Origin of the sequence: Gulosibacter hominis (genome assembly GCF_904842695.1) — a bacterium.
GTDB classification, from domain to species: Bacteria; Actinomycetota; Actinomycetes; order Actinomycetales; family Microbacteriaceae; genus Gulosibacter; species Gulosibacter hominis.
In genome coordinates this window covers 1-22687 of record NZ_CAJGWQ010000001.1, presented here as the reverse complement: position 1 = coordinate 22687, position 22687 = coordinate 1, and the positions used below count along the sequence as shown (strand labels likewise).

Below are 22687 nucleotides of genomic sequence, written 5' to 3'. Positions count from 1 at the left end.
CGTGGCAAATCTGCGTTTTTCGTATTTTCTTGAGCGTGCCAGGGCCGCGAATCTGCCACGGGTGTGGCAGATGGCCGGCGCTATCGGCCACCAGTTCCGCAAGCCGCGGCTGAATGTGTTCTGCGACATGCTCTGGTCGGCCGCTCGCTACGATTGCGCCTTCCAAGACTTCCAAGACTGGGACTTTGCGATTCTGTCGCGTGCCGAGCGCCGCACCTACATCACGCATCCGATGTCGAACCGCTATGCCCTGCAGCTCAACACCGATAAGCCTGCCAACCGTGACCTCAGTGATAAGTCGCGTTTTAACGTGCGCTTTAGCGATGTGATCGGACGCGAGTGGCTCGACGTGCGCGAAACAGACGAGGATGAACTCGCGGCATTCCTCAATCGGTTCACGGATGTGATGGTGAAGGTTCCCGATTCACTGGGAGGCAAGGGGATCGAACGCATCCGCACCGCCGACGTCACGGATGTCGCCGCTTTTCGCGCTGAACGGATGCGTAACCGCCAGTTCCTGGTTGAGGAATTTTTGCGGCAGCATCCGCGTATGGCCGAACTCAATTCGTCGAGTGTCAACACCATGCGCATCGCCAGCTATAACGATGGCAATCGAGTGCACATCCTGTGCCGGGCACTGCGCATCGGGGCCGGTGGCGACGTCGATAATTTTTCGGGCGGCGGTATGTACACGATGCTCTCGCCCGAGGGTACTGCGCTCTACCCGGCATTCGATGATGCCAACGACACCCACGGTATCCATCCGCTGACCGGTGTGCCGATCGTTGGTTTTGAGGTGCCGCTTTTTGCCGAGGCCATCGAGGCGGTCAAGGCTGCGGCACAGCGCATCCCCGAGGTGCCCTATGTGGGCTGGGATGTGGCGATCGCCCCCGATCGGCCGGTTCTGATCGAGGGGAACTACAACACCGGCGTATTCCAGGCCAAGCCCTCTGTTTCGGGGCTGCGACGCGGTTTGCTGCCGGTGTATCGCGCCGCGATCGGGCACTAGCTGCCGCAGCGACAAAGCAGGCCGCGCAACGCATTGGGCGTGCGACACCGAACACGGTAGTCGCACGCCCAATCTGTTGCGAGACTCTGGCTATTTGTCGTTTCGCGGGCGGATGATTCCCATCGGAGTCGACTGGGTGCCCTGCCCGAGCGGGTTATCGGCGAGCACCCGAGCCCAGTGCTCGTTGCGCTTATGATCGAGCGTCGAACCGAGAATATTGCCGCCGATGTCGTTGATGTCGACGATCAGCACCTCCACCCGGTTGCCGAGCAACACTTTCAGATCGGTGGCAACCCGGTTGGGTTGTGCGGGGCCAAGCACCACCGAGCGGTCGTAGGGCGGGATTGTGCCCTCGGTGGGGCCGTCAATCGCGCGAGCCTTTTCACCGGCGACACGATAAAAATCGCCCGACCGGCGCAGGAGTTTTTTCGACACCACCGACACCGCCGCGGCCAGCAGGATGCGCGGTGTTCCGCATTCGCGCAGCGCCATCTCCATGGTCTCGGGCATTCCGAGTCCGATGCCGTGCGGGGTGCGAGTCACATACTTTGATAGCACGGTAGCCAGTCGCCGGGGCTTGATCTCTTCAAGCAGCATCGAGCGGCCCTGCGTGATTGCCACAATTTTTTCGGTGACAAACAAAATGTCGCCATCCTGCACCACGGGAGCCGCGTAGGTGCGCACGACCTGACGGAGGTCGTCATCGGGCATAACCACGTGGGTTTTGATCGGCAGCCGGTCGTAAGCCACGCCGTCGGCCGTATTGGTGAGAGCCTTGCCCTCGTTTGCCTGCAGTTGTTCTGTCACAGCCCTGCTACCTCTCCCCTAGCCGCGGGCAGCCGCAACCGCGTCGCGCAGGATGCTGAGACCGGCCTTAAGGGTTTCCATATCGCCGTTGAGTGTCGGCATGATCTTGACGACCTCGTCATAGGCGCCCGCGGTCTCGACAACCAGGCCGCGCTCGAACGCGGCCCGCGAGATGCGACCGGCAAGCTCGCGGTCTTTTTCGCAGACGAGACCCTGCAGGAGCCCACGACCCCGCACCGAAAATTCGCCGGGATACTGCTCGGCGATCTCGTTGAGCGTCGTCACCACTGCATCCGAGCGCTCGGCAATAGTGTTTTCGAGCTGGTCGTCGCTCCAGAATTTTTCAATTGACTTGGCAGCACCGACGAACGCAATCGAGTTACCACGGAAAGTGCCGGTGTGCATTGCCGGCTGCCATTTGTCGAGCTCGGGTTTGATCAGCAGGAGTGACATCGGGAAGCCGTAGCCCGAAAGCGACTTCGACAGGGTGACCATATCGGGTACGATGCCCGACTCTTCAAAACCAAAGAATTTGCCCGAGCGGCCAATGCCGATCTGGATTTCATCGCAGATGAGCACGATGCCGTACTCATCACACAGCGCACGCAGATCGCGCAGCCACTGCGCGCTCGCCACGTTCACGCCGCCCTCGCCCTGCACCGTCTCGACGATGATCGCGGCCGGCAGATCGAGCCCGCTCGAGGGGTCTTCGATGTGCTTGCGCAGCAGCGCTACGGTGTCGATCTGGTCGCCGTAGTAGCCGTCGTACGGGTGGAAGGTGACATCGTTCAGGGTCGTGCCGGCAGCCTGCCGGAACCACTGGTTTGCGGTGGCGGCCAACGCACCGAGCGACAGGCCGTGATAGCCGTGCGTGAAGGCGACCACGCCGGTGCGACCGGTTGCCATCCGCGCCAGCTTGAGCGCGGCCTCAACAGTGTTGGCGCCGGTCGGACCGGTGAACTGCACGCGGTAGTCGAGACCGCGCGGTGCCAGGATGCGATCACGGAACAGCTCGAGGAAGTGGCGCTTGCTGGTGGTGGCCATATCGAGCGCGTGCTGCAGCTGGTCGCTGCGCAAAAACTCGATTACCGCTTCCTGGATGTCCGGGTCGTTGTGACCGTAGTTGACCGCGCCGGCCCCACAGAAGAAGTCGATGTACTCCCGTCCATCCTCGTCAGTGAGCTTCGATCCCTTCGCGGTGGTGAACACCGTGGGGAACGAGCGAATGTAGCTACGAACTTCTGATTCAGTCTGGTCGAAAACCGACAGGTTCATGTGGGGTCCTTCCTATGCTCGAAGCAAAAATGCTACTCCAGGTAGTCGCGCAGCGACTGCGAGCGAGAGGGGTGGCGCAGTTTTGCCATCGTCTTTGATTCGATTTGTCGGATGCGCTCACGGGTGACGCCGAAAGTTTCACCGATCTGGTCGAGGGTTTTGGGCATACCGTCACCGATACCAAAACGCATCCGGATCACTCCGGCCTCGCGCTCCGAGAGCGAGTCAAGCAGCGACTCGAGCTGACGTTGCAGCATCGTGAAGCTCACCGCGTCGGCGGGCACCACGGCCTCGGTATCTTCGATCAGGTCACCAAACTCCGAGTCGCCATCCTCGCCCAACGGAGTGTGCAGCGAAATCGGTTCACGACCGTACTTCTGCACCTCGACAACCTTTTCGGGTGTCATATCAAGCTCGTGTGCGAGCTCTTCCGGCGTGGGTTCGCGGCCCAGGTCTTGCAACATCTGCCGCTGCACGCGGGCGAGTTTGTTGATGACCTCAACCATGTGTACGGGGATGCGGATAGTGCGCGCTTGGTCTGCCATGGCGCGGGTGATTGCCTGACGAATCCACCAGGTGGCGTAGGTCGAAAACTTAAAGCCCTTGGTGTAGTCAAATTTTTCGACCGCGCGAATAAGACCGAGGTTCCCCTCCTGGATCAGGTCGAGGAACTGCATCCCGCGCCCGGTGTAGCGCTTGGCGAGCGAAACGACCAGACGCAGGTTGGCACCCAGCAGGTGGCTCTTGGCACGGCGACCGTCACGCACAATCCACTTGAGTTCACGCACATATTTCGGGTCGAGCCCCTGTTCGCGCAGCAGTTTGTCTTCGGCGTACAGCCCCGCCTCGATTCGCATGGCCAGATCGACCTCTTCGGCCGCGTTCAGCAGCGGCACCTTACCGATCTGCTTGAGGTAGTCCTTCACCGGGTCGGCGGTGGCGCCGGTGATGGCCGTCGAGTAGACGGGCTGGTCGTCGTCGTCCTTATTGCTCAACACCAAAGCACCGGCGGCACGGACCGCCGTTTCTGCCTTGGCAACATCCTCTTCGGGATCTTCCGACTTTTCGTCGCGCTCGCCCAGATCGGGGTCATCGTCAGCTTCGGCATCGTCTTCGACGTCGGCCGACTCTTCCATATCGGCCTCATCGACCTCGTGATCTTCATCGAGGTCGATCACTTCATTTTCGACCGTAGACTTGCTCGATTTTGCCGTCGACTTGCTTGCTGCGCGCTTGCGGGCGGGGGTTTTTTCTGCCACCTCGGTTGCCGAACCGTCGGCCGCGATAATCGCCTCGATCAGCTCGGCTTTGCGCATCGAGCTGATGCCGTCGACACCGGCTTCCTTGGCAATTTTGCGCAGCTCGGCGACCACCTTGCCGCGCAGCTGCGCCTCGGTAAACCCATCCCCCGCATCTTCGGCGGGCTGTTTCGCTTTCGACGCGCTAGCGGCCGACTTTGGCTTCGTTGCCGTTGCCGCCGACTTCTTTTTCGCTGCGGGCTTGCTGTCCGCTGTGGCGGTTTCGCCAGCCCCACCAGCATTCGCAACAATGGCGGCAACCAGGTCGGCCTTCCGCATCCCGGAGGCACCGGCGACGCCGGCGTCCTTAGCGATTTCGCGCAGTTCAACCACGCGCTTGTTTGAAAGTTCAGTCTCGGTGTACGAAGCGACCTGCTTGGATGCGCTGGCCATGTTGTATCCCCTCTCACCGCAGGCAAAATGAAACCCCAAGTCAAGTCGCACGAAACGATTGACCGGGTTAGGCAATCGATACTACAGTGTGCCACCGCTTACTATTCCCAGCGGCACTCAGCTTTCTATCGCGAGTGTTCCCTCGCGTATGCCCGGTACGCCGATACCCGGCAGTGGCCCCAAGCTGCGGCCAATTAGTTGTCGTGCTTGCGGCGCAGCTGGCGAGCAACGGCCAACCACAGCGGCGCCACGGTAACGCCCTCTTCTGCGGCCAGCCGCGAGCGCGTGCGGCGCCGCTCGGCCAGTAGCCCGCCGATACCGACGACGATCATCAGCGGAATGGCCCAGAGCGCGATCTGGTAGGCCTCCCAGCTCGGCACGCCCGCTGCGGTTTGCGGCCCGAAGTCGAGCCCCAATCCAATCAGCAGCATGGTGATTGCACTCGCCGTGAAGCCACCGATATTTACGATGCCCGAGGCCGAGCCGTAGCTGGAGGCCGGGTTAAAGGTGCGCGCGAAATCAAAGCCGATGGTCGAGCCCGGCCCGCACACCCCGGTCGCGACCAGCACAATCAGGAAGTACCACAGCGGCGGCACACCGGGCCACACAATCAGGCCAATCCAGGATGCGGTCATCAGGCTCGCCAGCAAAACCACAATATTTGATCGTCGCAGCGGCCAACGCGCCGTTGCCAGCCCAATCCAGGGCCCCGCGATCATGCCCACCAGCATGGGCACAATCAGCAGCACAGCGGCAAGTTCTTTCGCCAGCCCCAGCCCCTGCACCATGATCGGATATCCCCACAGCAGTGCAAACACGGTGCCCACAAACTGTGACGAAAAGTGCGCCCAAAAACCCATGCGGGTGCCGGGGCGCACGAAAGCGTCACCGAGTTTCACGAATGCGCCGCGCAGCGACACGCGGCTACCGGCGGTGCGCTTCCACGGGGTGTCGGAGAGCACCACCGCAACCACAATCGCGACAATGACCGACAGTGCTGCGGTCGACAAAAACGCCACGGTCCAGTTACTCCAGTGCAGCAGCATCGCGAACGGTACCGCTGAAAGAAACTGGCCGATCTGACCGAGGTTGCTGAACCACTGCTGCATCAGCGGCACCCGGCGCTGCGGGAACCATGCGGCGATGATGCGCAGACCAGAAACAAATGTGGTGGCGTCACCGATACCCACCAGGATGCGGCCAAGCACAGCGACCTCGAGCGTTGGCGCGAACGCCACCACTGCCTGTCCGAGCGCCATACCGATGGCACCGGCGAGAATCAGCATCCGCGGGCCGAAGCGGTCAAGCAGCATCCCAACCGGAATCTGCATGAGCGCATATACGGCCATCTGCATCACGCCAAGTGTCGACAGGGCAGCACCGCCAGCATCAAAGCGATTGGCTGCATCCACCCCGGCAACCCCCAGCGACGAGCGCTGGGTGACCGCGATGAGATACGCGAATAGCGCGATAGTGAACATCACGGTCGGCAGCCGTCGCGGCACAAGCTGCAGGGCTGCGGTGGTGGGGTTGGTGAACTCGTCGGGTTCGTTCGCTGCCTTGTTGGTGCTCAATTCGTGCCGTCCGACCGTGATTTCAGGTAGCGTTCGAGCTCGGCCGCGATCTTGTCAGCGTCGGGTAGTTCGCCGTCGGCGTTAGCGAACGGGTTTTCGAGCGGGGTGCCCTTCAAAAAACCGTCGTACTGCTGTTCGAGCACTTCGACGAGTTTGACCGCCTCGTCGTTTTCGGCGAGCGTCTCTTCAAATGTCGCCCGAAACTCGCGATCGCGTTCTCGCAGCGATTCGGTTGGCACCAGGATGCCGTCAACGGTGCCGAGTGCCTCGAGCAGCCGCATCGCCGCCGCAGGATAGGCACCGTCGGCCAAATAGTGCGGGGTGAGCACCACGATGCTCACCACGTCGAGCTCCTGCTGCATCCGCTGATATTCGAGCAGGTGCAGCGCGTGAGCCGGCGCCTCGACGTGTGCTTTCCACACCGAGAGCTGTTCGATAATTTCTTCGCGGTTCCCGGTTGCGGCAACGCGAATGGGACGAGTGTGCGGCACCGGCATCGGGATGCTGTGGGCCCATGTCACGCTCGACACAGCGAAATGCGTGGTGATTTCATTGAGCGCGCGAGTGAACGCTTCCCAGCGGAAGTCGGGTTCAAACCCCGAGAGCAGCAGGAAGGGCTGCCCGATCGAGTCGCGCAGCAGTCGCAGATCGAGACGGGCGCTGCGGAAGTCACTGATGTGGTTCCCCTCGACTTTCACGAGCGGCCGCCGGGCTCGATAGTCGAGCAGCGAATCGGTGTCGAACACCGCCACCAGCTGCCCGCCATCGTCAGCAAGCATGGTTTCGACGCTCAGCGCAACAGTGTGGCCGGCGTCACGATACCCGTCGAGCAGCGCCACCAGCGGCAGCCCCTGTGGCACCGCTGCCCAGTGCGCCGCGGGTTCAAAAAGTGAGTCGCGACCAATCATGAACGCCATGGTACGCGGCTCGGCAAAAAATTCTGGCTGGTTCGCTGACGGCGTGACCGTTCGCGCGGCACCAACCGGATGCTGGCAGCCGCTTGGTCACGCGGGTACGGCGCTCTTTCAGCCCGGGGCGCTTAAAGTCTGCACTATGCAGATTCCTAGCTTTTCGTTGATTGATTCGACCGCGGGCGCCGCTGGCATCATCGTCATCCCGGTGCTCGGTTCTGAGACCCCGCAGCTGCTGGCTGCGAACGACTACGGCATCACCGCCGAGCGCCTAGCGGCACTCGATTTCACCGGTAAGGCCGAGGCAACCCTTCGCGTGTTGATCACCGATGGTGAAACCGAGCGCCCCGCCCTGCTGGTGGGTATCGGTGACGAGCGTGAGCTTGAGGCGATTCGCCGTGCCGCTGGTGTAGCCGCCCGCGCGCTCGCCGAGGCCGAGCAGGTCATCGTTGATTTTGCTGGCAGCGCCGACGAGGTAGAGGCGTTTGCCACCGGTTTTGCGCTGGGTGCGCACAAGCTCGACCGCTTCCTCAGCAAGGCTGACGAGCACGACCGCGAGGTTGCGTTCGTGGCTGGAGGCGAGGAGTTCGCCGAGGCACTGCTGCAGGCGAGTGTGCTTTCCGAGTCGGCTGCGCTGGCTCGTGACCTCGCCAACACCCCGCCGAGCGACCTGGTTCCCGAAGACTTCGCTGCGCTCGCCCAGGACGTACTTGCCGAGTACGAGGTTGAGGTTGAGATTTGGGATGAAGCAGCGCTCGAAGAAGCCGGCTGCGGCGGCATCCTCGGGGTCGGCCGTGGTTCAGACAACCCGCCGCGACTCGTGCAGCTGCGCTACAACCCCGAAAACGCCGCCAAACACATTGCGCTGGTTGGTAAGGGCATCACCTTCGACACCGGTGGCCTTTCGCTCAAGCCCGCCGGTTCGATGCTCGGCATGAAATTCGATATGTCGGGTGCCGCGTCGGTGCTTGCCACCCTGCTCGCGGTGGCAAAGCTCGGGCTGCACGTGCAGGTGACCGGCTACTGCTGCCTCGCCGAAAATATGCCGTCGGGCTCGGCGATCAAGCCCGATGATGTGCTCAAAATGCGCAATGGCACCACCGTGGAGGTCACCAACACTGATGCCGAGGGTCGGCTGGTTTTGGCCGATGGCCTGTGCCTGGCCTCGGAGCAGCGTCCCGACCTCATCATTGATATCGCCACACTCACCGGCGCCCAGGTAGTTGCGCTCGGTAGCCGCACCACCGGTCTGATGGGGAACACCGATGACTGGCGGGATGCGGCCGTCGCTGCCGCGAAGCAGACGGGCGAACCGCTGTGGCCGATGCCGATTCCGGAAGAGCTCGACGACGCGCTGAAGTCGAATGTCGCCGACATTGTCAATTCAAAGCCCGGCTACCGTGAGGCCGGCATGCTCTTTGCGGGGGCGTTCCTCGAGCGATTTGTCGGTGAGGATGCTGACGGGAAACCGCTGCCGTGGCTGCACTTTGATATCGCCGGCCCGGCCAATAGCGACAGTGCCTACGGCTACATCAACAAGGGTGCCACCGGTAATCCGGTGCGCACGCTCGTTGAGCTGATCGCGGCGGCACAATAGCGATTACGCACACGCGCGCATGATTTGCGGCTGGTTTGGGGTGCATCCGAGCCAGCCGCACATCTTTTCTGGACTCACAATCAAGATTGCGCAAGGTTGCGCGGTGTAGGCTGACGCGAGGTATCGGCTGAGCGCGAATTCGTGGCAGTAATCCTGCTGACGAGAAGCATTCTGCATGAGCACAGAACTTCCACAACACACACCGAGAGGGAGCTCCAGGAGTGTCAGAACACAACTTTGATCTGGTCGTACTTGGCGGCGGAAGCGCCGGCTACGCCGCCGCCATCCGCGGTGTCCAGCTGGGCATGTCAGCTGTGGTGATCGAAAAAGACAAGCTTGGTGGCACCTGCTTGCACCGCGGCTGCGTCCCCACCAAGGCAATGCTGCACAGCGCCGAGGTGGCTGATGCGGTGACCGATGGCGCTCGCATGGGCATCAACCTGAGCCTTGACGGTGTAGACGGCGAAAAGATCGCCGCGTTCCGCGACGGCATCGTCTCGTCAAAGCACAAGGGTCTGCAGGGCCTGTTGAAGATGCGCGGTGTCGAGGTTGTCGAGGGTTTCGGCCGCCTCGTTGATGACAAAACCGTTGAGGTCGACGGTGAGCGCTATGTCGGTAAGCACATCGTGCTGGCAACAGGATCGTTCTCGAAGACCATCCCCGGCCTTGAAATCACCGGCAACGTCATCACCTCCGACCAGGCACTGCAGATGAACTGGGTGCCGCGCCGGGCCGTGGTGCTCGGTGGCGGTGTGATCGGTCTCGAGTTCGCCAGTCTCTGGCGCTCACTCGGCGCCGAGGTCACCATCATTGAGGGGCTTGACCGCCTCGCAGCGGCCGAGGATGTTGCGCTTTCGAAGCAGCTCGAACGTGCCTTCCGCAAACGCGGCATTAATTTCCACACCAACACCAAGTTCGACTCGGTCACGCAGGACGAATACGGCGTTCACGTGAAGACCGACAAGGGTGACGTTATCGATGGCGATGTGCTGATGGTTGCCGTTGGCCGTGGCCCGGTCACCTCCGACCTCGGTTTTGAGCGTGTCGGAATCAATATGGAGCGTGGGTTTGTCATCGTTGATGAAAACCTGCAGACTTCGGTTCCCGGCATCTACGCCATCGGTGATATCACGCCTGGCCTGCAGCTTGCGCACCGCAGCTACGCCCACGGAATTTTTGTCGCCGAGCACATTGCCGCCCTCAACCCGCAGCTCGTCAGCGACGCCAACATCCCGAAGGTGACCTACTGTGAGCCGCAGCTTGCTTCGGTGGGACTCACCGAGGCCAAGGCACGTGAAACGCACGGCGACGACGCCATCGCCACCTACGAGTACAACCTGGCCGGTAACGCCAAGAGCTCGATTCTCGGCACCGCCGGTATTGCCAAGGTGGTGCGAGTCAAGGACGGCCCGGTTGTTGGCATCCACCTGATCGGGGCTCGCGTTGGCGAGCTCGTTGGCGAGGCGCAGCTGATCGTCAACTGGGATGCTTATCCCGAGGATGTTGCGCCGCTCATCCACGCCCACCCGACCCAGAATGAAGTGCTTGGCGAGGCCATGATGGCACTCGCCGGTCAACCGCTGCACGCGGTCTAGACACCTGCTCGAGCTTGAAAAACACAATTAGGAGCGATTCCAGATGACTCAGGATGTAACACTCCCCGCGCTCGGTGAGAGCGTTACCGAAGGAACGGTAACTCGCTGGCTCAAGCAGGTCGGTGAGACGGTCGAGGTCGACGAGCCACTACTCGAGGTCTCAACCGATAAGGTCGACACCGAGGTGCCCTCACCCGTGGCAGGCACCGTCGAAGAAATTCTCGTTGGTGAAGACGAAACGGTTGAGGTTGGCGCGGTGCTCGCCCGCATCGGCGACGGCAGCGGTGCAGCCGCACCCGAGTCGGGTGCCGCCCCGGCCGCATCCGAGGCTGAACAAGAGGCCGAACCAGAAGCTGAACAAGAGGCTGAGCCTGCAGCTGCTACCGAGGCGCAGCCGGAATCGGGTGACGCTCAGGATGTCACCCTGCCCGCGCTCGGCGAGAGTGTTACCGAGGGCGTAGTCACTCGCTGGCTCAAGCAGGTCGGTGAGACGGTCGAGGTCGACGAGCCGCTGCTCGAGGTCTCAACCGACAAGGTCGACACCGAGGTGCCCTCCCCCGTAGCCGGTACCGTACTCGAGATCCTGGTTGGTGAGGACGAGACCGCCGAGGTTGGCGCTGTTTTGGCTCGCGTTGGTTCGGGGTCGGCAGCATCGGCACAGTCATCTGAGCCGGAAGCGGCTCCGGCCGAGGCACCGGAAGCGCCAGCGGCAGAGCCGGCACCGGCTCAGGCTGCGCCCGCGCCAGCCGCTGCACCCGCAGCCCCCAAGGCCCCGGCAGCACCTCAGGCACCCGCCGCCCCGAAGGCTCCGGCTGCGCCCGCGGCGCCGAAGGCCCCTGCAGCTCCGGCAGCACCTCAGGCACCAGCTGCCCCGAAGGCCCAGGCTGGCGATCCTCGCTACGTCACCCCGATCGTGCGCAAGCTCGCACAGGAGCGTGGTGTTGACCTCAGCACCATCGTCGGCACCGGCGTTGGTGGCCGCATCCGCAAGGAAGACGTCCTCAATGCGGTAGTCGAGGCTCCGGCCGCCGCGGCTCCCGCTGCCGCTGGCGCCGCCGACACCCCGACCCCGTTTGAGGTTTCGCCGCTGCGCGGCACCACCCAGAAGATGTCGCGTCTGCGCAAGGTCATTTCGCAGCGTGCCGTTGAGTCGATGACCCAGACTGCCCAGCTGACCACTGTGGTTGAGGTGGACGTCACTCGGGTTGCCGAGCTTCGCAATCGCCGCAAGGCCGAGTTCCTCGAGAAGACCGGTTCGAAGCTCTCGTACCTGCCCTTCTTCACCCTTGCGGCTATCGAGGCCCTGCAGACCTACCCGATCATCAACTCGACCGTGCAGGGCGACGAAATCGTCTACCCCGGCTACGAAAACATCTCGATGGCGGTTGACACCGAGCGCGGTCTGCTCACTCCGGTTATCAAGAATGCCGCGGGAATGAGCATCGCCGATCTCGCCAAGTCGATCGATGACCTGGCAACCCGCACCCGCGACAACAAGCTGCTGCCCGACGAATTGGCCGGTGGCACGTTCACGGTCACCAACACCGGTTCGCGCGGCGCACTGTTCGACACCCCGGTCGTGTTCCTCCCGCAGGAAGCAATCCTCGGCACCGGCGCTGTTGTGAAGCGCCCGGCCGTGGTGCCCACTGCCGACGGTGGCGAGGCGATCGCGGTTCGTTCGATGGTGTACCTGGCCCTGAGCTACGACCACCGCATCATCGACGGCGCCGACGCTGCTCGCTTCCTTGCCCAGGTCAAGCAGCGCCTCGAAGAGGGTGCGTTCGAGGGTAATCTCGGCATCTAGCACAACCGGGCGCACGCAGCCCAGCCGTTTACCGGCACCGAGAGTTTGAGGGTGGGTCACCGCGGTGATCCACCCTCAAACCATCTCTCGAACAGCAACACTGCCCGAACAGCGGCACTGACCGCACGGCAGCACTTATTGCAGCGCGGCGCTACTGAACGGCCAGCCCGCAGTTGCCAGGTTTATTCGCTGTGCATCCACACCTCTCGCAGCAGCCAGCCCCGCTCAAAATCACGCATCACTGCCACCGCCACTCGTCCATCCGAGCTGCGGTATAACTCAACATCACCCAAATCGGTGCTTTTGTGCCACTGCGTTGCCGTGATGATGCGCGCTTGCGACTCCCCTGCACCGATAGCTTCAACATCAATTTCTAGGCCCGGCGCCGACACTGCATACACGGTGTTGAGACACTCCGCATCCCCGACCTCAAGGCAGGCATTGCGCCGCTGGACGAGCTCTTCCACTACCGCTGCCGAATCGCCGGCGGCGTCCGTCGAGTCATCAGCCGCGACGGCAGTACTATCGGTAGCCTGCGCCGCCAAGCCAGAGCTTTCATCGGCAGACATCTCCTGGCCGCTGGCTTCGTGCTCCGTCACCACTTGCGCGGGTTGATGCGCGGGCTCCGCATCTGCGCTCGCACCGGCGGCTTGCAGCACAACACCGGCGGCAACTGTGACGGCGCCGATGGCGGCAACTCCCAACCAAATCACCGGCCGGATCGGTGCCGCAAGCCGCCGGAAACGCTCAATAGTCGGCTCGAGCACCGCAAATCGCTTTCGCGGTGCGGTTGCCAGCAGCGGTTCATCATCATCTGTTCCGGCCTCAAACGCATTTTGCAGGCCGGAGAGTTGTGGTCGAAGAGCGCTCGATTCGCTATGCGGCTGGGATCTCGTGAGTGGTGGCACGGCTGCTGCGGGTGCCCAGCGAAACAGCGCGTCCAGCAGCGCGGCGGCAGCCTGATCATCGGCAACACCGCTACGCAGCTGATCGATCGACTGCCGCAACGCCGCCGTGGCCGGGGTCGAGCACTGTGCTAGCAGGGCGTCGGCGATCTGCCCGAGCGCACGCAAATCGGCGCCCAGCTGCAAATCGCGTCGCAGATTTGAAAGTTTCGCCAGCTCAGTGGCGGCATGCCAATCACCAAGCTGCGGCCGGCCGGCCTCATCGATGCTGCAACATCGCAGATTCAATTCGCCGTGGGCGACGCCACTACGATGCGCCACCGTGATCGTCTCAGCAATCGGCACGAGCATCGTGACAATACTGCCGGCCTCGAGTTCAACGCCGTGTGCCACATATTCGGCGAAGCTGGTGAGATAGTGCAGCGGATAGATCGCGATGCGCCAATGTTCGGTCGCCGGCACTTCTTCAGCCCGTGGCACGAAGTCGGCCTCGAGTCGACTCCGAATCGCGCACTCGGCCAAGAGCCCGGCCGAATCAGCCTCCGGCACCACCACCGCGCGCCGCTCCAAATAACTAATAGTCGCCGGATCTACAGCCGCGAAACCACCCCAGTGCGTGCTGGCCACGGCAGCAGCGTCGCCGCGCTCCCCCACAACCGCAAACTGCGCCCGCCCGGCCGCATCGTCAGCAAGACGGCGCACCAGCCGCCAGCCCGCAATGACCTCGCCCAGCTGTGGCGCATCCCCGTGCCTGGATCGTGTAATGCTCGTCATGGCAGCCAAGTGTCGCCGATCCCGCCGCAGTGACCACTCGCATAATGAGGTCGCTGTGGAAACTCGAGCTGTCAGCGGGTTGTGGAAACTGCCTTCTCGCTCAGAGCGCAGGCGCGGTTTCTGCCGGTGCGACAGATCCCACCTAGAATTGAGCATTATGGCGAATACATCGAGCGCGCAGACGCAGAAGCAGCCCGGACGCATCCGGCAAATTATCGACATCGTCAAAATGACGGCCAAGTACGACAAGCTCGCGATCGTGTTGATGATCGCGGCGGTGGTGCTGCCGATCGTAGCCGGTGTGCTGCTTGTTGTGTTTGTGTACAACAACAACTGGGTCATGTGGATCCTGATGATGCTGCTGTCGCTGCTGGTGGCGCTGCTGCTGTTCATGATGACCCTCAACCGGCGAGCCGAACGCGTGGCCTACAGCCAGCTCGAAGGCCAAAAAGGTGCCTCGGGCGCGGTACTCTCGTCGTCACTGCGCGGCCAGTGGAAAACCAGCGACACCCCGGTGGCAATGAACCCGCGCACGCAGGACGTCGTGTTCCGTGCGATCGGTAAGCCCGGTGTGGTGCTCATCACCGAATCGGATAGTGCCGCCTCGAAAAAACTGCTGGCGGATGAGCGCCGCAAGCTGCAGCGAATTTTGCCGAACGTACCGATACGCCACATCCTTGTGGGTCAGGGCGGGATTAAGCTCGGCCAGCTGCGTCGCGAACTGAAAAAGCTGCCGAAAAAGCTCAACAAGGCCGAAATCCTCGCCGTTGACAAGCGGCTCGCATCACTGCAGCAGTCATCGCTGCCAATTCCAAAGGGCATCGACCCGAACCGGGTTCGCCCCTCGCGCTCGCAGATGCGCTAGTCGCATGTAACTCACTCGGTGGTGGTCAGCTCGGCTGGCCACCACCGTTTTTTGTCAGCCGGCGGATGCAGCGTGAGCTACTCGGCAACGTAACGGCGCAGCACCAGCCCCGAGAGCACATCATGTGCCCCGCGCTGATCCACATCGGTGATGAGCGCGGGAATCACAAACACCACGAGGGTCTGTCGAATCCACGGACGCCACCACCCCGGTGCCTTCCCCGCCACCGTGTTCAGGCGCATCCCGCACAGCAGATGCCCGATCGAGCCGCCAAAAAGTGTGATGGTCAGGGCCGTTATCGCCACAAACAGCACCATGATGGCGACCGGGTGATAGTTAAAAAATTGCCAGGCGAGCAGGCAGGCGAACCCCCAGTCGATGATCAGGCCGACCACTCGCCGCCCATAGCCGGCGATCGACCCCGGCCCGTCTTCGGGTAGGCCCAGGCGCTGCCCGGGATACGCGGATTCTGGTGAGGCGGAGGAGTTCGACATGACTTGAAGTGTATTGCCCTGCACGACTTCCTGCATTGCGCTGAATGTCATCGGCATAACGACCCGTATTATTGAGGCATGCAAGACGGGCCACGGGCGTTGTGGCACCGGGCTCGTTTCGGCATTATGCCCAACCCGCACAACGACTGGAGAACAATGTTCACCACGCCCGCAGAATTGATGACGTTTATTAAAGAGAACGCGATCGTATTCGTCGACGTTCGTTTCTGTGACCTGCACGGGGTGCAGCAGCACTTCAACATCCCGGCAGACTCTGTGGACGAGGAGTTCTTCTCGGTGGGGCAGCTGTTTGACGGCTCCTCAATCGCCGGATTTGCGCAGATCAACGAATCGGATCTGCAGCTCATCCCCGATGTGACCACCGCCTACGTTGACCCGTTCCGCGCCGAACCCACGCTCATCGTTATTTTTGACATCTACGACCCGCGCACCGGTGAAATTTTCCACCGCGATCCCCGCCAGGTCGCCAAAAAGGCCGAAAAATACCTCGCTTCAACCGGCATCGCCGACACCGCGTTTTTCGCTTCCGAGGCCGAGTTTTACCTGTTCGACAGTGTTCGCCACGAGGTCAGCGCCCACCGCAGCTTCTACGAGGTTGACTCGGATGAGGGGTACTGGAACTCGGCTGCCGAAGACGATGGCAACAACCTCGGCAACAAAATCCCGCTCAAGCGCGGCTACTTCCCTGTCCCGCCCACTGACAAGCAGGCAGACATCCGTGACGCCATCTCGGTGACGCTGATGGAAGCGGGTCTGAAGCTCGAGCGCGCCCACCACGAGGTGGGTACCGGCGGTCAGGCCGAGATCAACTACCGCTTCGACACGCTGGTCGCCGCAGCCGATGACCTGCTGAAATTCAAGTACCTCGTCAAGGGCGTCGCAAACGACTGGGGCAAGGTTGCCACATTCATGCCGAAACCCCTCGCCCACGACAACGGTTCGGGGATGCACACCCACCAGTCGCTGTGGAAGGACGGCGAACCGCTGTTCTATGACGAGGCCGGCTACGCATCCCTTTCTGACACCGCACGCTGGTACATCGGAGGTATTCTCAAGCACGCCAACGCGCTGGCCGCCTTCACCAACCCGTCGTCGAACTCGTACCGACGCCTGGTGAAGGGATACGAGGCGCCCATCAGTCTCGTCTACTCGCAGGGTAACCGCTCGGCTGCCGTGCGCATCCCGATCACCGGTGCCAACCCGAAGGCCAAGCGCATCGAATTCCGGGTTCCGGATGGCTCGGCAAACCCCTACCTGGCCTTTGCCGCGCAGCTGATGGCCGGGCTCGACGGTATCGATAACCGGATCGAGCCGATGGCCCCGATCGATAAAGATCTCTACGAGCTGCCGCCGGAGGAAGCGGCCGATATCCCGCAGCTGTCGACCTCGCTCATCCACTCGCTGCGCGCGCTCGAGGAAGACCACGAGTTCCTGCTCAAGGGTGGTGTGTTCACCGAAGACCTCATCCGCACCTGGATCGATCTGAAAATCAACTCGGATGTGGCGCCGCTGGCCGCACTGCCCCACCCCTTCGAGTACCAGACCACATTCGGCTGCTAAAGCGCACCGGATACGCTAAGCGCATCCAACCAAGGCCGCTGTGGCACAGCTTCGGCTCGTGCCACAGCGGCCCTTTATATGAGTAGCGGCGCAGCGTTGCGTAACGGTGCAGCTATTCGTCGCCGTAAAACAGCCGCTCAAACACCTGCCGTGACCGCCGCGTTGCCTCGAGGTAGTCGTTTTCGAGCTCCATACCGCTACCCGCCGGATATCCCAGCAGCCGAGCGACACCCTCAAGCTCAACCGGATCGGTCGGCAGCACATCGGTCTGGGTGTTAGCAAACAGGTACACGGCCGAGCGGATGCGCGAGGCCAGCAGCCATGCTCGCCGCAGCACCTGCGCATCCTCGCGACTGACTAGTTCGGCCTCCTCAGCAACCGCGAGCGCCGTGAGTGTCGACGGGGTACGCAGCCCGGGAGTGTCGTGGGCGCGATTCATCTGCCACGTTTGCACGAGCCACTCAACATCGCTGAGCGATCCGCGCCCGAGTTTGAGGTGGCGGCGGGGGTCGGCTCCGCGCGGCAGTCGTTCAGATTCCACCCGCGCTTTGATGCGACGAATCTCGCGCAGGTCTGACGCGCTAAGTCCGCCGGCCCGGTACCGAATCGGTTCGGCCACTGCGAGAAAGTCGTCACCAAGTTTGGGGCCACCAGCCACCGGGTTAGCGCGCAGTAGTGCCTGGGCTTCCCAGCTGAGTGACCAGCGCTCGTAGTAGCTGCGATAGGCGTCGAGTGACCGGGTCAGCGGCCCGGCCTTACCTTCGGGCCGCAGTGCCGCGTCGAGGTCGAGTGGCAGGCGCGGATCCATGGTGAGTTCCACCATCCGGTGTACGTGCTGCTGCGACCATCGCTGTTCGTCGCCGTCCTCGCTGCCGCGGTAGACGAACACGACGTCGAGGTCGGATCCGAATCCGAGCTCGGACCCGCCGTAGCGGCCCATCCCGATGACGGCGAACTCGGTGTTGGGATGCGGGTTTTCGTCGAGTAGCCGGGCGCTGGCGTCAGCGGCGCGGATGGTGGCGGTGGCAATATCGGTGAGTCCCTGAGCGGTCTGGTCGATGTTGTTGATGCCGAGGATGAATCCGATCGCCAAGCGGAGCACTTCGCGTCGTCGCATACTTCGAATGATGCGTGCCAGGTCGTTTGCCTGCCGGTGCCGTTTGAGTGCGCCCGAAAATTCGATTTCGAGCGCCTCAAGGTTTGTGGGATGCAGCCGGTCGTCTGAGTCGAGCCAGCGCACCGCTTCAGGGAAAAGTTCAAAAAACACCGCGCAGAACCGGCTTGATGACAGCAGCGCGCACAGCCGTCGTGCGGCGAGATTCGAGTCGCGCAACAGTCGCAGGTACCAGGATGCTTCGCCGTTTTGCTCCGAGAGTTTGCGAAACGCCAGCAGCCCCTGGTCGGGGTTGGCGCCACGGCCCAGCCAGTCGATGAGCACTGGCAGCAGGTGCCGCTGCATCGTGGCCCGTCGAGACACGCCCTTGACGAGCGCGTTGATGTGGTTGAGGGCACCCTGCGGGTCGCGATAGCCGCTGGCGCGTAGCCGCACTTCTGCCTGTTCGCTGGTGAGCTGGAACGATTCGCTGGGCAGGGCTGCCACGGCGCTGAGCAGCGGCCGGTAAAAGACCTGCTGGTGCAGGCCTCGCACGCGGCGACGCACCTCGTTGAGTTCTTGCTGAAGCTGTGCTGCGGTGCCGAGCCGGGCGCCGCGGGCGATGATGCGCAGCTCAGCTTCCGAAACCGGTAGCAGGTGAGTGCGGCGCAGCTGGCGCATTTGGATGCGGTGCTCGAGCAGGCGGAGGAACCGGTAGTCGTTGATGAAATTAGCGCCGTCGTCACGGCCGATGAATCCCTGCGCGACCAGGCCGCTGAGGGCGTCGAGTGTGGAGCGCACCCGCAATGAGGGGTCGTTTTGACCGTGCACGAGCTGCAGCAGCTGCACCGTGAATTCGATATCGCGCAGCCCGCCGGGCCCAAGTTTGAGCTCACGCTGCACTTCGTCGGCGGGGATGTTTGCGATGACTCGTTCGCGCATCGCCTGCACCTGCAACACGAAGTCGTCTCGCTCACTGGCCTGCCAAACGAGCGGTTCGATGACCTCCATGAACTCGGCGCCGAGTTCGGCGTCGCCAGCCATCGGACGCGCTTTGAGCAGGGCTTGAAATTCCCAGTTTTCGGCCCAGCGCTCGTAATAGCGACGGTAGGCGTCAATCGTGCGCACGAGGGCACCCTGTCGGCCTTCGGGGCGCAGATTTGGGTCGACTTCCCACAGGCCCGGTTCGACAGCCGGTTCTTCGATGATGCGCATCATCTGCCGCGCAATTGCTGTGGCAATATTTGCGACCTGGTTACCGCTGAGCTCGCTTCCGCGCTGTGGCTCAGCAACGAACATGACGTCAACGTCCGACACATAGTTGAGTTCTTGCGCCCCGCATTTCCCCATCGCGATCACCGCGAGTCGCACCTGTTCAACCTGCGCGGCGGGGAATTTGCCAAATCCCGGGCTTTCGGAGGCTACCTCGTTGCGCGCAAGCTGCAGCGCGGTTTCGACGGTGGCGTCAGCCAGGTCGGCGAGCACCCCGGCGATGCGGTGCAGTGACACCGCCGGATCGTCGAGGCGCAGGTCGTAGAGCGCGATCCACGCCAGCACCGAGCGGTAGCCGACACGCAGTGCGGTAACCGCGGCATCTCCGGTTGTACCGGCCACCGCATCCTGCATGGCGGCGAACACCTGGGCCCGGCTAGGCAATTCGTGTCGCCGCTCGTGAATCCACTCGAGCCGGTCAGGGTGACGTCGCAAAAACTCACCAAATGCCACAGACGCGCCCGCAAGCGTCGCCCCGCTGCGCAGCATCCGCAATTCTGAGTGCCAGGTCTCCCCCAGCTGCGGGTTTCGTTCGATTATCAACCGCAGCGCCGCGGCGGCGCCATCCGGGTCGGCGGTGGCGTTGCCGATAACTGCCAGTACCGCATCGGTGTCGATGCTCAACAGTTCAGCAATTACCGCAATATCTTCGAGTGCCGCGGTTGGGTTGGAATAACCGAGGCGGATGAGTTCAGTTCGGGATGCGGTGCGCACGGTTATCTCAGTGACTAGTACTTCGCGAGCCCGGTGCGCAGCTCAAAATCGGTGATCTGGGCGCGGTATTGGCGCCACTCATCATGTTTGTTGTCGAGGAAGTAGCTGAACAACTGCTCACCGAGGGTTTGGGCGACCAGTTCCGACTCCTGCGTGAGTTCGAGGGCCGTGTCGAGGTTCGATGGCAGGGTTTTAAATCCCAGCACGCGCCGTTCTCGTTCGCTGAGGTCTCGCAGGTCGCCGTCGATTTCTTCGGGCAGCTCGTATTCTTCGGCGATGCCCTTGAGCCCGGCTTCGAGCAGCACTGCGAATGCCAGGTAGGGGTTGGCTGCCGAGTCGAGCGCGCGATATTCCACTCGCGCCGAGTTGCCCTTATTGGGTTTGTAGGTGGGCACTCGTACCAACGCCGAAGAGTTGTTGTGGCCCCAGCACACGTGGCTCGGTGCCTCATCACCACCCCAGATGCGCTTGTAAGAGTTCACCGTTTGGCAGGTGAGGGCGGTGATTTCGGGCGCGTGGCGCAGCAGCCCGGCGATGAATCGGCGCCCCGTCTGCGAGAGCTGGTGGCGCGCACCCGGTTCGTAGAACACGTTCGTATCGCCCTCAAAGAGTGACAGGTGGCAGTGCATACCCGATCCGGGCCAGCCGCTGAGCGGCTTCGGCATGAACGATGCAAACACGCCCTGCTCAACCGCGACCTCTTTGACCACGGTGCGGAAGGTCATGATGTTGTCGGCCATCGTGAGCGCGTCGGCATAGCGCAGGTCAATTTCGTTTTGTCCGGGGCCACCCTCGTGGTGACTGTATTCAACCGGGATGCCGAGATCTTCGAGCAGGCGCACGGCGCGGCGACGAAACTCGTGGGTGACGCCGCCGGCAACGTTGTCAAAATAGCCCGCTTCATCCACCGGGACGAGCCCTTCGGGACCGGGCTTACCCGATTCGAACAGATAGAACTCGATCTCGGGATGCACAAAAAACCCAAATCCCATTTCGGCGGCGTGGTCGAGGGCTCGGCGCAGCACCCCGCGCGGGTCGGCCGCTGCGGGCTGGCCGTCGGGGGTCGTGAGGTCACAGAACATGCGCGCGGTGGGGTCAACGTGGCGCCATGGCAGCACCTGGAAGGTTGACGGGTCGGGTCGCAGCAACATGTCGGATTCGGTGCGCCGGGTAAGTCCCTCAATTGATGAGCCGTCGAACCCCACGCCCTCAGAAAATGCTCCCTCCACTTCGGCGGGTGCCAGCGCGGCCGATTTGAGCGAGCCGTTCACATCGGTAAACCACAGCCGTACGAAGCGTATGTCGCGTTCTTCAATGGCTTGAAGCACGTAGTCTTGCTGTCGGCTCATGAGCGCACACCTTCCGAAAATATCGTCGCGATCCGGCTGCTGCGGATATATTCCAGGCTACCGTCACGCCGCCTGCAGCGGCTGCGATCCGGACTGATGCTCGGTGTCAACGCTTAGACTGTCGACATGAGCCAGCCAGAACCTCGCAAGCGTATTCGCACCCGGCACTTCGCCCAGGCGAAAGCTGCCGGCCACAAAATCACCGCACTCACCAGCTATGACGCGCTCACCGCCGCAATCTTCGATGCCGCGGATGTTGATCTGCTGCTGGTGGGCGATTCGGCCGCGAACGTCGTGCTCGGCTACCAAACAACGCTGCCGATCACCACGGATGAGCTCATCCCCATGGCACGCGCGGTGGCCAGTGCGGCACAGCGCGCCCTGGTGGTCGCTGACCTCCCCTTCGGTTCGTACGAAAATTCGCCCGAACAAGCCTGGCAAACCGCATCCCGGTTCATGAAAGAAACCAATGTTGCGGCGGTGAAGCTCGAGGGCGGCGAACGAATGGCGGCGCAGATCCGGCGGCTCACCGAGTCGGGTATCCCCGTGTGCGGACACGTCGGCTTCACGCCGCAATCGGAGCACGGCCTCGGCGGGCATGTGGTGCAGGGCCGCGGCGCTGCCGAGGCTCAGCTGCTTGCCGATGCGCTCGCTGTTGAGCGCGCCGGCGCGTTTGCCGTGGTGCTTGAGATGGTGCCGGCGGATGTTGCCCAGCGGGTTACCGAACAATTGCAAATCCCGACGATTGGGATTGGTGCCGGGGCCGGCTGCGACGGCCAGATTCTCGTTTGGCAAGATGCGTTCGGACTGACCACCGGCCGCACGCCCCGTTTCGTGCGCCGCTACGCAGACCTTGCCGGTGTGCTCGGTGAGGCAGCGCGTCACTACGTGGATGATGTGCGCTCGGGTGCCTACCCATCCGAGGCAGAGAATTACGAAAATACGCAGCAGTAGCGCCGCGGCGAGCTATTCGTATTTCTCGCCGTTTCGTTCTGCCTCTTCTCGGGCGTCGTCTTCTGCCCACTCCTGCGCGTTTGCGCGCAGCCGCTCATCGGCATGAAGTGCCTGGTCGGCCGTGTCGAAGGGACCGAGCAGCTCATGCGCGGGCGATTGTTTACCCTGCTCAACCTCGCCGGTGCGGGTGTTGTACCAGTACTGCGTCTTTTTGTTTCCAAACATGTATCCCATGCTGGCATGGCGAGCCGAGAAGCCGCCGCATACGCGACACTGCTCTCATTTGCGAACCCAGACTCGACAGCACCGCCGCTGCGCAGTCACGCAGCCGGGCGCACTAGGATCAAACCATGCCGAAAGATTCACAGGGTTTGCTCGTCCCGGGCATTGTCTCGCCCCGCCGCACCGTCCCCCACCACATCC

Annotated in this window: 17 protein-coding genes; 7 read left to right on the top strand and 10 right to left on the bottom strand. The window is 62.5% G+C overall.

From position 1 onward, the window contains the following. The first annotated feature begins 1 nt into the window (after nucleotide 1). Complete coding sequence (locus tag JMV54_RS00085; RefSeq protein WP_201516863.1) at nucleotides 2-1009, top strand: sugar-transfer associated ATP-grasp domain-containing protein; 1008 nt, start codon at nucleotides 2-4, stop codon at nucleotides 1007-1009. Between the two features lie 90 nt (nucleotides 1010-1099). Here JMV54_RS00085 and JMV54_RS00080 read toward each other — a convergent pair whose 3' ends face one another. The 5 genes from JMV54_RS00080 to JMV54_RS00060 all read right to left on the bottom strand — a co-directional run bounded on the left by JMV54_RS00080 (nucleotide 1100) and on the right by JMV54_RS00060 (nucleotide 7264). Beyond that, nucleotides 1100-1816 (bottom strand): coenzyme F420-0:L-glutamate ligase, encoded by a 717-nt coding sequence (locus JMV54_RS00080; RefSeq protein ID WP_230972531.1) that lies wholly within the window; start codon nucleotides 1814-1816, stop codon nucleotides 1100-1102. 18 nt (nucleotides 1817-1834) lie between these two features. Beyond that, nucleotides 1835-3091 (bottom strand): diaminobutyrate--2-oxoglutarate transaminase, encoded by a 1257-nt coding sequence (gene ectB / locus JMV54_RS00075; protein ID WP_201516862.1) that lies wholly within the window; start codon nucleotides 3089-3091, stop codon nucleotides 1835-1837. Nucleotides 3092-3123: 32 nt separating this feature from the next. Further along, a complete protein-coding gene (locus tag JMV54_RS00070; protein WP_201516861.1) occupies nucleotides 3124-4782 on the bottom strand; it encodes an RNA polymerase sigma factor in 1659 nt (552 codons plus the stop codon). Between the two features lie 194 nt (nucleotides 4783-4976). Beyond that, on the bottom strand, nucleotides 4977-6356 hold the full coding sequence (locus JMV54_RS00065; protein WP_230972733.1) for an MFS transporter: 1380 nt from the start codon (nucleotides 6354-6356) through the stop codon (nucleotides 4977-4979). After that, a complete protein-coding gene (locus JMV54_RS00060) occupies nucleotides 6353-7264 on the bottom strand; it encodes a proteasome assembly chaperone family protein (RefSeq protein WP_201516860.1) in 912 nt (303 codons plus the stop codon). The genes JMV54_RS00065 and JMV54_RS00060 overlap by 4 nt, the downstream gene beginning before the upstream one ends. Nucleotides 7265-7409: 145 nt before the next feature. On the opposite strand from JMV54_RS00060, the gene JMV54_RS00055 reads away from it, so the two are divergent. The 3 genes from JMV54_RS00055 (at nucleotide 7410) to sucB (ending at nucleotide 12263) form a co-directional block, all read left to right on the top strand. Further along, complete coding sequence (locus JMV54_RS00055) at nucleotides 7410-8864, top strand: leucyl aminopeptidase (RefSeq protein ID WP_201516859.1); 1455 nt, start codon at nucleotides 7410-7412, stop codon at nucleotides 8862-8864. Between the two features lie 221 nt (nucleotides 8865-9085). Further along, nucleotides 9086-10459, top strand: a complete 1374-nt coding sequence (gene lpdA / locus JMV54_RS00050) for a dihydrolipoyl dehydrogenase (protein WP_201516858.1) — start codon at nucleotides 9086-9088, stop codon at nucleotides 10457-10459. A 43-nt stretch (nucleotides 10460-10502) separates the two neighbouring features. Beyond that, the gene (gene sucB, locus JMV54_RS00045) at nucleotides 10503-12263 is read left to right on the top strand and encodes a 2-oxoglutarate dehydrogenase, E2 component, dihydrolipoamide succinyltransferase (protein WP_201516857.1); all 1761 of its coding nucleotides are present in this window, start codon (nucleotides 10503-10505) and stop codon (nucleotides 12261-12263) included. Between the two features lie 182 nt (nucleotides 12264-12445). Here sucB and JMV54_RS00040 read toward each other — a convergent pair whose 3' ends face one another. After that, a complete protein-coding gene (locus tag JMV54_RS00040; protein ID WP_201516856.1) occupies nucleotides 12446-13942 on the bottom strand; it encodes a hypothetical protein in 1497 nt (498 codons plus the stop codon). Nucleotides 13943-14099: 157 nt separating this feature from the next. On the opposite strand from JMV54_RS00040, the gene JMV54_RS00035 reads away from it, so the two are divergent. Beyond that, on the top strand, nucleotides 14100-14807 hold the full coding sequence (locus tag JMV54_RS00035) for a DUF4191 domain-containing protein (protein ID WP_201516855.1): 708 nt from the start codon (nucleotides 14100-14102) through the stop codon (nucleotides 14805-14807). A gap of 77 nt (nucleotides 14808-14884) precedes the next feature. Here JMV54_RS00035 and JMV54_RS00030 read toward each other — a convergent pair whose 3' ends face one another. Then, the gene (locus tag JMV54_RS00030; RefSeq protein ID WP_201516854.1) at nucleotides 14885-15301 is read right to left on the bottom strand and encodes an RDD family protein; all 417 of its coding nucleotides are present in this window, start codon (nucleotides 15299-15301) and stop codon (nucleotides 14885-14887) included. Between the two features lie 156 nt (nucleotides 15302-15457). Here JMV54_RS00030 and glnA (JMV54_RS00025) point away from each other — a divergent pair, with 156 nt between their 5' ends. Beyond that, nucleotides 15458-16882, top strand: a complete 1425-nt coding sequence (gene glnA / locus JMV54_RS00025) for a type I glutamate--ammonia ligase (protein ID WP_201516853.1) — start codon at nucleotides 15458-15460, stop codon at nucleotides 16880-16882. A 112-nt stretch (nucleotides 16883-16994) separates the two neighbouring features. Here the strand turns inward: glnA (JMV54_RS00025) and JMV54_RS00020 are convergent, their stop codons facing one another. Together JMV54_RS00020 and glnA (JMV54_RS00015) are read right to left on the bottom strand one after the other, a co-directional pair. Then, a complete protein-coding gene (locus JMV54_RS00020; protein WP_230972732.1) occupies nucleotides 16995-19961 on the bottom strand; it encodes a bifunctional [glutamine synthetase] adenylyltransferase/[glutamine synthetase]-adenylyl-L-tyrosine phosphorylase in 2967 nt (988 codons plus the stop codon). A 14-nt stretch (nucleotides 19962-19975) separates the two neighbouring features. After that, nucleotides 19976-21310 carry a type I glutamate--ammonia ligase gene (gene glnA / locus JMV54_RS00015; RefSeq protein ID WP_201516852.1) on the bottom strand — a complete coding sequence of 445 codons (1335 nt, stop codon included), beginning with the start codon at nucleotides 21308-21310 and terminating at the stop codon, nucleotides 19976-19978. 126 nt (nucleotides 21311-21436) lie between these two features. Between glnA (JMV54_RS00015) and panB the strand changes: the two genes are divergently transcribed. After that, nucleotides 21437-22264, top strand: coding sequence for a 3-methyl-2-oxobutanoate hydroxymethyltransferase (gene panB, locus JMV54_RS00010; protein WP_201516851.1), 828 nt, complete (start codon nucleotides 21437-21439; stop codon nucleotides 22262-22264). Between the two features lie 12 nt (nucleotides 22265-22276). Here panB and JMV54_RS00005 read toward each other — a convergent pair whose 3' ends face one another. Then, nucleotides 22277-22489: an SPOR domain-containing protein gene (locus tag JMV54_RS00005; RefSeq protein WP_201516850.1), complete on the bottom strand. Its 213-nt coding sequence runs from the start codon at nucleotides 22487-22489 to the stop codon at nucleotides 22277-22279. Nucleotides 22490-22687 lie beyond the last annotated feature (198 nt).

What these genes read in the sequence shown, in the direction of transcription:
- ectB (WP_201516862.1), bottom strand. Translation starts at nt 3,091, where the DNA reads ATGAACCTGTCGGTTTTCGACCAGACTGAATCAGAAGTTCGTAGCTAC.
- JMV54_RS00070 (WP_201516861.1), bottom strand. Translation starts at nt 4,782, where the DNA reads ATGGCCAGCGCATCCAAGCAGGTCGCTTCGTACACCGAGACTGAACTT.
- JMV54_RS00060 (WP_201516860.1), bottom strand. Translation starts at nt 7,264, where the DNA reads ATGATTGGTCGCGACTCACTTTTTGAACCCGCGGCGCACTGGGCAGCG.
- JMV54_RS00055 (WP_201516859.1), top strand. Translation starts at nt 7,410, where the DNA reads ATGCAGATTCCTAGCTTTTCGTTGATTGATTCGACCGCGGGCGCCGCT.
- sucB (WP_201516857.1), top strand. Translation starts at nt 10,503, where the DNA reads ATGACTCAGGATGTAACACTCCCCGCGCTCGGTGAGAGCGTTACCGAA.
- JMV54_RS00040 (WP_201516856.1), bottom strand. Translation starts at nt 13,942, where the DNA reads ATGACGAGCATTACACGATCCAGGCACGGGGATGCGCCACAGCTGGGC.
- JMV54_RS00035 (WP_201516855.1), top strand. Translation starts at nt 14,100, where the DNA reads ATGGCGAATACATCGAGCGCGCAGACGCAGAAGCAGCCCGGACGCATC.
- JMV54_RS00030 (WP_201516854.1), bottom strand. Translation starts at nt 15,301, where the DNA reads ATGTCGAACTCCTCCGCCTCACCAGAATCCGCGTATCCCGGGCAGCGC.
- glnA (WP_201516853.1), top strand. Translation starts at nt 15,458, where the DNA reads ATGTTCACCACGCCCGCAGAATTGATGACGTTTATTAAAGAGAACGCG.
- glnA (WP_201516852.1), bottom strand. Translation starts at nt 21,310, where the DNA reads ATGAGCCGACAGCAAGACTACGTGCTTCAAGCCATTGAAGAACGCGAC.
- panB (WP_201516851.1), top strand. Translation starts at nt 21,437, where the DNA reads ATGAGCCAGCCAGAACCTCGCAAGCGTATTCGCACCCGGCACTTCGCC.
- JMV54_RS00005 (WP_201516850.1), bottom strand. Translation starts at nt 22,489, where the DNA reads ATGTTTGGAAACAAAAAGACGCAGTACTGGTACAACACCCGCACCGGC.